The following is a 297-nucleotide window of genomic DNA, read 5'->3' on the forward strand; positions in this document are numbered from 1 at the left end:
CCGCTTTAATTTCAATTCGATCTTCCGTCGAAATAATCTGTACACCCTTTCTTGCAATCAGATCAGCACCATCCCCTTGGGCTTGAATCTCAATCTTGCCTTTGCCTGCATACAGTCGTGCCCCTTCTTGCGCGGCAAATAAGCTGATCTTTTTGCTGGCATGTCCGATGATGCTGTCTTGGGTGCTGGTGTTGATGCTTCCTTGCGCAATCTGGTTGATCTGCCCATCTGCACTGAGGTGGATGTCTTCGTTACTTTCTACGGCAATTGAACTTGGTGAAGCCAAGAGCATGATCG

General features: G+C 48.1%; 1 protein-coding gene. It reads right to left on the reverse strand.

Annotated features, from left to right (window positions below):
- Positions 1-297, reverse strand: a 297-nt coding sequence (locus AC1M9I_RS14685; protein ID WP_481611222.1) for a DUF2345 domain-containing protein, incomplete at both ends; no start/stop codon positions are given.

Source organism: Acinetobacter sp. ANC_7553, assembly GCF_056779895.1.